The organism is Kriegella aquimaris, from assembly GCF_900103215.1.
GTDB lineage: Bacteria > Bacteroidota > Bacteroidia > Flavobacteriales > Flavobacteriaceae > Kriegella > Kriegella aquimaris.
This window is the reverse complement of the sequence record NZ_FNGV01000006.1, coordinates 270,360-281,721: the sequence shown is the minus strand read 5'-3', so window position 1 is coordinate 281,721 and position 11,362 is coordinate 270,360. Positions and strand designations below refer to the sequence as shown.

General features: G+C 37.2%; 10 protein-coding genes. 8 read left to right on the top strand and 2 right to left on the bottom strand.

The genetic code is table 11. The features are described from left to right. Positions 1–13: 13 nt before the first annotated feature. The 6 genes from BLS33_RS14160 to BLS33_RS14135 all read left to right on the top strand — a co-directional run bounded on the left by BLS33_RS14160 (position 14) and on the right by BLS33_RS14135 (position 5,234). Complete coding sequence (locus tag BLS33_RS14160) at positions 14–370, top strand: bleomycin resistance protein (RefSeq protein WP_089890427.1); 357 nt, start codon at positions 14–16, stop codon at positions 368–370. 175 nt (positions 371–545) lie between these two features. Beyond that, positions 546–1,832 (top strand): alkaline phosphatase family protein, encoded by a 1,287-nt coding sequence (locus tag BLS33_RS14155; RefSeq protein ID WP_245731455.1) that lies wholly within the window; start codon positions 546–548, stop codon positions 1,830–1,832. A gap of 301 nt (positions 1,833–2,133) precedes the next feature. Further along, positions 2,134–3,033 carry an endonuclease/exonuclease/phosphatase family protein gene (locus BLS33_RS14150; RefSeq protein WP_089890417.1) on the top strand — a complete coding sequence of 300 codons (900 nt, stop codon included), beginning with the start codon at positions 2,134–2,136 and terminating at the stop codon, positions 3,031–3,033. Positions 3,034–3,143: 110 nt separating this feature from the next. After that, a complete protein-coding gene (locus BLS33_RS14145) occupies positions 3,144–3,473 on the top strand; it encodes an integrase core domain-containing protein (RefSeq protein WP_317039863.1) in 330 nt (109 codons plus the stop codon). A gap of 60 nt (positions 3,474–3,533) precedes the next feature. Then, positions 3,534–4,670, top strand: coding sequence for a serine hydrolase domain-containing protein (locus BLS33_RS14140; protein WP_089890411.1), 1,137 nt, complete (start codon positions 3,534–3,536; stop codon positions 4,668–4,670). Positions 4,671–4,676: 6 nt separating this feature from the next. Continuing rightward, a complete protein-coding gene (locus BLS33_RS14135) occupies positions 4,677–5,234 on the top strand; it encodes a hypothetical protein (protein ID WP_089890408.1) in 558 nt (185 codons plus the stop codon). 127 nt (positions 5,235–5,361) lie between these two features. Here the strand turns inward: BLS33_RS14135 and BLS33_RS14130 are convergent, their stop codons facing one another. Continuing rightward, positions 5,362–6,915, bottom strand: a complete 1,554-nt coding sequence (locus tag BLS33_RS14130) for a M20/M25/M40 family metallo-hydrolase (protein ID WP_089890404.1) — start codon at positions 6,913–6,915, stop codon at positions 5,362–5,364. Between the two features lie 80 nt (positions 6,916–6,995). Here BLS33_RS14130 and BLS33_RS14125 point away from each other — a divergent pair, with 80 nt between their 5' ends. After that, positions 6,996–7,637 (top strand): NmrA family NAD(P)-binding protein, encoded by a 642-nt coding sequence (locus BLS33_RS14125; protein ID WP_089890401.1) that lies wholly within the window; start codon positions 6,996–6,998, stop codon positions 7,635–7,637. A 22-nt stretch (positions 7,638–7,659) separates the two neighbouring features. Then, entirely contained in the window at positions 7,660–8,166 is a 507-nt protein-coding gene (locus BLS33_RS14120; RefSeq protein WP_089890398.1) for a methyltransferase family protein, read from the top strand. 542 nt (positions 8,167–8,708) lie between these two features. Here BLS33_RS14120 and BLS33_RS14115 read toward each other — a convergent pair. After that, the gene (locus tag BLS33_RS14115) at positions 8,709–11,357 is read right to left on the bottom strand and encodes a cation-translocating P-type ATPase (protein WP_089890393.1); all 2,649 of its coding nucleotides are present in this window, start codon (positions 11,355–11,357) and stop codon (positions 8,709–8,711) included. Positions 11,358–11,362 lie beyond the last annotated feature (5 nt).

Genomic DNA, 11,362 nt, shown 5'->3' with positions numbered 1-11,362 from the left:
TTAAGATAATAATATGCTAACGGACATCAATCCGAAATTACCGATGCGTGACAAAAAAGTGACTCGGGAATTTTACTCAAACCGATTAGGTTTTAAGGAATTTGGAAGTGCCGATTTTGACGGTTATTTGATGATGGAAAAAGACCAAATCCAAATTCATTTCTTTGAATTCAAAGAAATCGACCCGAAAGAAAATTATGGACAAGTTTATATTCGGACCAACAATATTGACGAATTCTATAAATCATTATTGGACAAACAGACTGAAATTCACCCAAATGGAAAATTGGAAATCAAACCTTGGGGACAAAAGGAATTTTCGATACTTGACCCAGACAGTAATTTATTGACATTTGGACAAAATATTTGAAGTGAAAAAAGGAATAAAAACGAACCGCCCACAATGGCTATAAGTAATTGCTTTCAAAGGGTTAATTGAATTTGGTTCCCTACTTTTATATCAAACTAATTCTACACCAAAAAAAACGCCAGAGCAACTACGCACGAGCCCAAACGTTACCTGAAACCACTAAAAATCAACCGAATTGATAAAACGAATAACAATACTTACATCAGTTTTTATTATAGGAATGTTATTATTGACTTCTTGCAATAAAAAAATATTAAGTCCGTCTAATTCCAATGCGAATACAGACTCAAAAACTGCTCGAAAAAATCCTTATTTAATCTTAATCTCTCTTGATGGTTTTCGATGGGATTACGTGGAAAAATACAATCCACCAAATTTGAGTTCATTTACCAAAAAAGGTGTTAAGGCAGAATCATTAATACCCTCATTTCCTACTAAGACTTTTCCAAACCATTATACCATTGCTACTGGGCTTTATCCTGAAAAACATGGAATAATAGGGAATATATTTTATGATTATAAGAAGGACACGCTCTTTAATAAAAGAAGTCCGGGAATGGCAGAAGATGGAAGCTTTTATGGAGGTTCACCGATTTGGGTAGAGGCAATTAAGGCAAATATTGTAACTGCCAGTTTTTTCTTTGTAGGTACAGAAGCAGATATTCAAGGAATAAGACCTACGTACTATTATACATTTGATAATAGCGTTAAAAATGGTGAAAAAGTTAATCAAACAATACATTGGTTGAACTTGAAAGAGAAACCCAGACCACATTTTATTACATTATATTTTAGTGATATGGATAAAGTTGGACACGATTATGGTACTAATAATGACGAGAAACTGAAAACGGCATTGTTTGAATTAGATAAAAATTTAGGAGATTTGTTTAAAGGAGTATCAGAAACTGGGCTTCCTGTAAATATTATGATAGTCTCTGATCATGGTATGGGAAATCAGTCTACTAACAAAATAATACCAATAGATTCTATCGAAAACGATGACTTATTCATGACAATTGAAAATGGTACAATAGTAAATATTCATCCAAAAAAAGATGTTGAAATAGATTCTGTACTACAGTATTTAAGAAATAAGGAAAGTAATTTCAAAGCTTATAAAACTGAAAATACACCAGGTTTTGAGTACATCCCAAAAAATAAAAACTGGGGTGCAATACAATTAATACCAGATTACGGTTATCATTTTTGGAATCAAAGATGCAAAGACACTCTTATCGAAGAGGGCGTTACAACCTTTGGAGTTCATGGCTATGATAGCAAATACAAAGAAATGCATGGGATATTTTATGCGAATGGTCCAGCCTTTAAAAATAATTATGAAATACCTTCGATAAAAAACATTCATCTTTATCCATTAATGTGTAAGATATTAGGCTTAGAAATTCCAAAATTAATTGATGGAGATATAAATCAAATCGAAAGCGTTTTGGAAGAGTAAAAAACAAACAAGAACTATAAAATTAAGGCAGCAAGTAACACAAAGCTATAAACAATACGGGCTTCGGGCTTAATCGCAGGGTTTGTGTATTTTTATGATGTCCGCAAAATTGAAAATTACGCGTCAGCGAAATATTCAATTTTTGCTTTAAACAAGGAAAAGAAAAAACAAAACCAAAAGATTTCGCTATGTGCGTGGCGGAACGGGAATTGTTTCTCCGCTCCCAAACTACGCATAGCTTAAACCCTAATCTATAACTTTTGTAAACAATGTATATTAACGAACATTTGAACCAAGTAAAATGAAAAGAAAAGAATTCATAACAAAATCAACAGTTCTGGCAACTTTGATCCTAGTGGTAATTGCAATAATTTCATGCAAGCCTAAAAATAAACATAAAGTTGATCCAAAACGACCTGAGGCATCTGTTGAAATAAAGTTGGCTGCTTATAATGTTCTTTTTGGTAACTGGGGAACTCCCAAACAAATTGGTAGAATGTTTAAACCGTATAATCTTGATATAATCTGTTTTTCTGAAGTTCCGGATGGTCAATGGACTGCTAAAGTAGGAGAAGAACTGGATATGGATTATACCTATGTTGGAAAGATCTCTTCCGCTAACCATAAGGATAAATTTAAATCTATCTTAAGCCGTACCCCGCTCTATAATCTGCATGAAATCGAAATAAATGCAGTAGGCTGGGGACCGGCATCCATGGTTGGAGCAGAAACTAAAATTCAGGGAGAAATTGTTTTAGTTTATTCTTTACATATTCCAGGACGGCCTTATTTTTCAGATACAGCTAATGGCTCTGCTTCCGAATTTATTGCAAATCAAGTTCTTCCTGAAATTAAAAATGAAAGGTTCGTAATAATGGGCGACTTCAATAACCATATAGGCGATGCTCCTTTGAACTTATTGGAGCAAAATGGAATGCAAAATATATGGAACGATTTGAATATAAATGTGCAACATAGGAGTACGCATCAACATATTGAAACTGGGGTTGAAAGTGGAGTAATTGATCATATCTATTACAATACAAAGATTAAGGCAAAGGTTTACGACGGTGGAATTATAATGGATGCTAAAAATCCGAAGGAAGAGGATAAATCAATGCCGAGTTATAAGGTAGAATGGGAAAAATATGGTAAACCTCTTTCCGATCATCGACCAATTTGGGCTGCTATAAAGTGGTAATTTTACTTTGTCAAAAACAAGCAATTTTGCAGGCTCTGTATCTTGCGGCTGAATTAGGAGAGATGATATTAGCAATAGCCTAGAATTTAAGGGCTGTGAAAGAGCCTTAAATAAGGCTATATACCAAGCTAAAAATATTAAACAGCTTATTCATCATTCTGATAAGAGGAATACAGTACTGTAGCAATGTATACATTCAAATTTTAAAGAGAAACAAGATTGATATTAGTATGACAGAAGATAGCCATTGTTACGAAAATGCAATGGCAGAACGCGTAAATGGAATCCTCAAAGATGAATTCTATCTTGACCGAACCTTTACCAGTGTGTTCCATGCTAAAAAAGCAGCCAAAAACGCAATCAAGTTATACAACTCTAAAAGATTGCATTTATCTTTAGATTACAAAAAACCTAATTACGTGCATCAATATGCCGCTTAAAACTAATATTAATGTGTAGCCGTATTTTAGGACGTAACATTTTCTAAAACAATTATAATTATGAATTGTATTAAAGCTTTTCGTTTTTTTTCAATTCTAATAGTTTCTTCATTACTATTCTCACTAAACCTATTTGCACAAGCCAATTTTTCTAATGAATTGGAACTAAAAATAGATAGTATTTTTGAAAATTTCAATGATATAAATAAACCTGGAGCAACTGTGGCTGTTGTTAAAAATCAGAAAATTGTCTTTAAAAAAGGTTATGGAAGCGCTAACTTAGAATATGGTATTCCAAATTCACCTTCTACAATTTTCCATATTGCATCTGTTTCGAAACAATTTACTGTATTCTCAATTCTATTACTAGAAAAAGAAGGAAAGTTATCTTTCGATGATGATATTCGCAAACACATTCCCCAAGTTCCTGATTTCGGAAAAACAATTACTTTAAGACATTTGGCTTCACATACAAGTGGAATGAGAGATCAGTGGGGCTTACTAGGTATGGCCGGATGGAGACAAGATGACATTATCACTAAAGAGCACATTTTAAAATTAGTTTTTCAGCAAAAAGAATTAAATTTTAATCCTGGTGAATCCTATATGTATTGTAATACAGGTTTTACTTTATTAGCGGAAGTAGTTGCAAGGATTTCCGGTAAGACATTTGCAGAATTTACTGAAGAAAATATTTTTAAACCCTTGAGTATGTCTAATACACTTTTTTATGATGATCATGAGAAAATTGTAAAAAACAGAGCCTATTCATATAAAACGGTAAAAGAAAATGTCTATAAAAAAAGTGTTTTAAATTATGCGAATGTAGGGGCTACTAGTCTATTTACAACAGTTGAAGATCTTGCACTTTGGTCTATGAATTTTTCGTCTTATGTAGTAGGTAATGAATACATATTTAACAAAATGAATACGCTGGCAGTACTAAATAATGGAGAAACTTTTGGTGGTGCATACGGTCAATTCATAAACAAATACAAGGGATTAAATCAAATTCAACATGACGGAGTTGACGCTGGATATCGCAGTTATTTAGGCAGGTTTCCTGATCAGAACTTTTCCGTAATGGTCTTTGGTAACTTAGGCCAATCCAACCCTATAAATTTATCACTTCAAGTTGCAGACCTTTATTTAAAGGATTCTTTTGAAAAAGAATCAGATGCAACTATAACATCTTAAACTGCGGTGGAATATATAAATCTCACTAATGAACAATTAGAAAAATTCAGTGGTCATTTTAGGAATGATGATAGAAATTATGGCAGAAAAATTTATGTTCAAAATGATACATTAAGATATTTTAGAAGTGAAGGAAATGAAAGTTCTTTAGCTCCGGTTTCGCCTAAGAAATTTAAAATGTTAGGAGTTAATGATGATGTAATAATTAAATTTTCTAAATCTAATGATCAACGGCAGATGATTGTTTTAATAAATGATGCTGAACCAATTATATATGATGAATTTACCCCTCCTAGCAATTCTCTGTCAAGTCTTGAAGAATTCACTGGCGAATACTTTAGTCCAGAATTAAGCACTACTTATAAAGCTATTATAAAGGACAACAAACTTACCTTTACGCATTATCGCTCTGAAGATTTCCCAGTATCAGTTGTCAAAAGTGATATGTTTCGTGAAGGTTACTATACCTTTAAATTTGAAAGAAATGATAAACAACAAATAACAGGATTTAGAATTTCATCTGAACGAGTTAATAATTTGTGGTTTAAAAAAATAATTAATTAACTACACACAAAATGTATAGAGCATAGCACCCTGCGGGATGCTCACACGAAACGTTGTGCTTAATTATGACCAAGAGCAACATAACTATGAAAATATACTACATTTAGTAAAACAAGTTCATAAGTAATTAATCTTCTCTAGGCAAACGCGAATCCTTCTCTGCAATTTGATAAACAAGTGCGGCAATTACAGTTGCATTAATCATCATATCACGTTTTGGAACATATTCTAAAACATCTAAATTAGTATGATGCGTTACCGTACTATAGTTCAACTTATCTTGTATTATCTGAAACCCAGGTATCTTGTAGTAATCGAAAACATCGTGATCTGTGAAATCGGTATTTTGAATGGTTAGATTATTTACATCTAAATGCGCGTAGGGCGCTAACATTTCTTCAAAAATAGGCCTTACTCCTTCGTTTCCTTGTAAATATACACCTCGCATTTGACCAGCACCATTATCCATATTGATATAGGCCGAAATTTTTTCGACCTCTTTTTTCCTCATCGTTTCATTTACTTTTCCATAGTGCTTTTCCGCATAGGCCAATGAGCCTAAAAACACCTGTTCTTCGCCACCCCAGAGTGCAATTCTTATGGTTCGCTTGGGTTTTAAGCCCGTTGCTTTAATAATTCGCATAACTTCCATCATCACCGCAGATCCTGCGCCATTATCCGTTGCTCCAGATGCAGGATGCCAGGAATCAAAATGGGCACCGATCATCACAACTTCATCTTTTAATTTTGGGTCCGAACCTGTAATTTCAGCGATGATATTCACATTGTTTTTAGGTTTTAAGTACAGTTCGGAATCTAAATGGAATTTAATTTTGGGAATCATTTCCCGTTCAATCAAACGATTTAATTTTCCAAAATTTTCTGGAGAAATTGCAAAATATGGAATTGGCTTTTCATCACTTTCACGAAAATTATACGTGCCGCTTGGATGAATGATCCCAGGGAAAAATGGTGTAGTTCCTAACATGCTTAAGGCACCTTCAGCCTTTAAGAATTGAAAAAAGGCATCATCTTTTTTGAGCATCATATTGAAAATAACATCCAAATCTTTTACTAAATCCATATCTCCGGCAGATGGCCCCAAAGGATTGTTCGGTACAGGTACAATTGATTTTTCTGCTTCCTCAATTTGGTCCTCAGTAAATCGTGTTGAAAGCGCCTCAAATAACATATTTTGCTCTGGAGCAGATCCTATCAATATGGTCTTTCCGCGTAATTTTCCGCTCCATCGTTTTTTTACTTTTTCTAAATCAGTATAAGTTTGAATCCAAATCAGATCACCAATTTGCACACCATTTGAGCTTTCTGTCCACGCATATGGATAGGCCTGAATTTTCATATAAGCAGGTTCCGTCATTTCTACATTAAATGATTTTACTTCCCAACCCATACAATCATCACAATAATTTTCAAAATACACTTTATCGACTCCCCAATTTTCCATAGTTTTCTTTGCCCATTCCGCTGCAGCATAATATTGATTTGTTCCTGTTAGCCGAGGCCCATAAACATCTGATAAGTCAGAAATCAAACTCATGACCTGTGATTTCTGGAAGCCTTCCGTATTAATTTTAGAAAGTGCTTGAGATTTTGTTTGGCCGATAGCAGCATATCCTGCAAAAAGGAATGTCGTAATAAGAATTTTAGAAAAGATTTTCATAATGTGAATAATAATTTATTTGGTTCTAATGTACTCTAATTTATTAATAATAACGCAAGTACAACAATACCTAAAACCTAATAGATGCTGTAGAAGCAGCAAATATTGAACACTTTGTTTTCAGTACGCTTCCAAGTGCCAAACAACTATCCAATGGAACTTTATCCGTGCCTCACTTTGAAACCAAAGCGGCTATGGAGAACTACAGTAGATCGAAAGACACTCCAACAACCTATGTTCATGCAGCCTTTCATTTCGAGAATTTTCTATCCTTCTTTCCACCAATGAAACTCGAAGATGGAACTTATGGGTTTGGGTTTCCTCAGGGAAACACTCCATTAGCCGCACTGGCTATTGCCGATTTAGGTGGAATCGTAAATGCAATTTTCAGCAACCCTTCCGTCTACATCGGGAAACTTAAAGGTGCTGTTGCTGAAGACTTGGAGCCTGCGAAATATGCCGAGATAATTACAAGGGTACTTGGGAAAACCATTCATTACAATCATATTTCAAGAGAGTTCTTTGCCTCGTTAGGCTTCCCAGGGGCAGAAGACCTCGCCACTCAGTTTACCTGCAACCGATTACACATTCTAGAAAGAAAAGCAGATTTGAAATCGAGTCATGAAATGTATCCTGAGATAAAGGGATTTGAACAATGGCTCACAGAAAACAAGGCAGCGTTTGCGCCATTTTTTCAGGAGCAATTAACCAGCAAAGTATAATCACTTATTTAAAAATAGAGAGATGAAATCAACAATTGAAATATCGATAGATCCTTCAAAAATCATGCAAGTTGGCATGGGTTTTTGGGCATCAAAAACATTATTGACTGCTATTAACATGGGCTTGTTTACGCACCTTTCCGACGGCGAGATGTCTGGAAAAGACATACAAAGCGCATTGGGTTTGCACAATCGGAGTCTTTACGATTTTTTGGATACACTGGTGGCGCTCGGGTTTTTGGAAAGGAACGGCTTGAAAGAAACTGCTTCGTACAGCAATGCCAAAGATTCAGCGCTCTTTCTTGATAAGAATAAACGGAGTTATGTGGGCGGTATGTTAGAAATGGCCAACAATCGGCTTTATCCGTTTTGGAACAGCCTCGAAAAAGGACTAAGAACAGGAAAGCCCCAAAATGAAACACGTACAGGCGGAAAACCCCAATCCGATAAATCATCGGGTTTTAGTAAGGCTGCCGGGTATGATTTAAATTTACAAATTAGTCTTAGCCCGTGGGTAAAAGGAAAGTAAGGTGTTAATCTATACCCGTTCCGTCGACCGACGACCGTTGGGGGACCTATGGTAGGGGGCGACGCACTGAGCGAAGTCGAAGTGTGTGTGCAGGGGTATTCACCCTACAGTTATAATCTTGATTCGCAACAAGATCGATAGCAACTAGGTAAGCGGGAATTGCATGTAACGGAACAGGCCTCAAATTCCTTTATAGGGAACCCTGCTCTCATAAGTTACTCTATATGCGGTCTACTTAGATCGTTCCTTAGACATTCCTTGTTAAATTCTTCATCAAGTACCAATGGCATCCGCCTTTTTTGTTATGTACTTCCACAAAAAAATCGTTGACCTCTCGGTAATAATCGTACAACTAAACATTTCATCATCAATTTGAGAATACAGTCCCGCGAAACAAAAAATCTAGTTAAGACCGGTATCTAAATATGGGAGAAGGTCAATCTGTAAACTAGGAGCAGATTAGATAAAATTTATGTTTGTCCCTAAATAAATTAGTGACATAGTACATTGTAAAAGCCTTAACACGGTTTTCAAATCAAATTCTATCGGGTCGCTCTCCCCACTCGCTTTACCAACTGTGTAAGCACTAGGGAACCCAAGGCGAACACAACGGAAAGGCTCAAATGATGAGGCGATAAAGTACGTAATTCTAGTGCTCTCGCTACAGGGGGTACTAGATAGGCGGTAACTGTCATGGCCAAGGATAGAACAATCGCGCCCCACACCCATGGGTTTTTGGTTACTTCGTTTTTAAGGAAAGATTCGCTCCACTTTGGCACATTGAACACATTGACCAATTGTGACAGTACCAAGGTATAGAACGCCATATTATTAATATTGTCCGGTGATAGTTTCAAAACGAACTTGGCATAGACCACGATACCGAGTACGGAGGCACTTATTGAGACTCCATATACGATGGTAGCGTACCAATCAGTTCGGGTCATGATAGGCTCTTTAGAATCACGAGGTGGCTGTTCCATACTATCTTCCTCGCCCTTTCCCAGACCCAAAGCCAATGCCGGAAAGACATCAGTAACCAAATTGAGGAACAAAATCTGCAAGGGCAACAAAGGCGATGGTAGGTTCATTAAGGCGGCCACTCCCACGGACATGATTTCCGCCAAGTTGCACGACAACAGATAGACAACAAACTGCCGAATGTTCTGAAATACCACCCTACCCTGCCGTATAGCCAGTTCTATGGCCGTAAACTTATCGTTCTTCAGAATAACATCGGCCACTTCACGAGCGGCCTCGGTGCCACGGATGCCCATGGCAATACCAATATCAGCTTTTTTAAGTGCTGGCACATCATTGATACCATCGCCGATCATGCCCACAATATGGTTGTTCTTTTGATGGAAAGTTACCAGATCCAACTTCTGCTCTGGCGTTACCCGTGCGAAAACAGTCGCATCGAGTAGCTGTCTGGTAAGGTTCTCATCGGCATTTTTGATATGCAACAGATCCTTGCCCTGTAGTACTTTGGTAGAAGGTGCATCTAGTGCTAGTAATCCGACTTGTTCGGCTATCTTTTGTGCGGTCTTGGGGTGATCGCCCGTTGCCATGATAACCTTGATGCCTGCTTTCTTATAAATGTCTATAGTAGCCTTTACATCGTCCCGCGCGGGATCGATAAATCCGATAATGCCCAGAAATACCAAGTTTTGGGTCAGTTTTTCTTTTGCTGGAAGTTCTTTGGTTTCCTTATAGGCAAAGGCCAAAGTCCGTAGGCCTTGTGCGGCGAGATTATCTACTTTTGCATGCCATGCTTGTTTTTGGTCAAATTTCTGGACTTTTCCATCCTTTAAAATAAAATTGCAATCGATAATGATTTTTTCAAAAGCACCTTTTGCATAAACACAAAATCCATTTTTGTTTTGATGGGACGTAGCCATCAATTTGCGATCGGCATCAAATGGCAGTTCCAATTTTTCAGGATTTGCTCTTCGGATGGTTTCAGGGTCATAGCCCGCATGTCGTGCAAAATCGAGCAAGGCTATTTCAACCGAATCGCCCACTTTATCTTTGGCAGATACAGCCACATTATTACACAGTATGCTTGCCCATACCATCCTATCAAAAATTTCCTTCCCTTTTACAAAATCAAAGTCTTCCGCGTTCTTCTGATAAAAATCGGTAATGGTTCCACCGGGAAAGAGCACGGTAGCTACTTTCATTTTATCTTCGGTCAGTGTTCCTGTTTTATCCGTACAGATGATATTGGTAGCACCCAAAGTCTGTACTGCCTCCAATTTCTTGATGATGACCTGTTTTTTCGATAGGCGCAACATTCCTTTGGCCAAAGCAATGGTAGCCACAATAGAAAGACCTTCAGGAATAGCCGCAACCGCCAATGCCACCCCTGTTTGTATCATCAACAACAAATCCTTACCCCGAATATATCCAGCAATAATGATAAGGACGGTAAACATCAGGGTAAGCCAAATCAACCATTTACTCAATTGTTTCAATTTTTTTTCTAAGGGCGTAATGGTCTTTTCGGCGTCCATGCCCATCTGTTGGATCCTTCCCAATTGAGTATTGGCGCCTGTGGCGATGACGATTGCCTTACCTGAACCTGTGGTGACCATAGTACCCTTGAATAGCATGTTACGCTGATCGGCCATCAAAGTGTCTTCTGACAAGACTTCTATTTTTTTAAAGACGGGAACGCTTTCCCCCGTCAAGGCGGACTCTTTTACCGACAAGTTTTCTTGCGAGACCATGCGTGCATCAGCTTGGATTACATCTCCTTTTTTTAATAGGATTATATCGCCAATCACTAATTGTGATGCTTTGATACGCAACGTTTTCCCCGAACGAAGCACTTGTGTCATTGCCTGTCCCATTTTACGTAACGCCTCCAACGAACGCACGGCCTGCAACTCCATAAAAAACCCGATTCCGACGGAAATCAAGATAACGATTACTATGGCTACGGCTTCTAACCAATCATTAAAGAGAAAGGCCAAGAGAGCGGCAACGGACAAAATATAGATTATGGGATCGGCGAGTTGATCGACAAGAATGCGCCAGCGCTTTTTCGTCCCCTCTTGTGAAATTTGGTTCAGACCATATTTTTCGATACGTTTTTTCGCAACCTCGTTATCCAAACCGTTGTCTAAATCGCTTTGCAACTCGGTTGCGATTTCTTGGGCAGTACGTAAGAATGGGGTTTTGATCATAGAAA

Coding starts and splice junctions, on each gene's coding strand:
- BLS33_RS14115 (WP_089890393.1), bottom strand. CDS start 11,357: ATGATCAAAACCCCATTCTTACGTACTGCCCAAGAAATCGCAACCGAG.
- BLS33_RS14140 (WP_089890411.1), top strand. CDS start 3,534: ATGAATTGTATTAAAGCTTTTCGTTTTTTTTCAATTCTAATAGTTTCT.
- BLS33_RS14150 (WP_089890417.1), top strand. CDS start 2,134: ATGAAAAGAAAAGAATTCATAACAAAATCAACAGTTCTGGCAACTTTG.
- BLS33_RS14120 (WP_089890398.1), top strand. CDS start 7,660: ATGAAATCAACAATTGAAATATCGATAGATCCTTCAAAAATCATGCAA.
- BLS33_RS14130 (WP_089890404.1), bottom strand. CDS start 6,915: ATGAAAATCTTTTCTAAAATTCTTATTACGACATTCCTTTTTGCAGGA.
- BLS33_RS14160 (WP_089890427.1), top strand. CDS start 14: ATGCTAACGGACATCAATCCGAAATTACCGATGCGTGACAAAAAAGTG.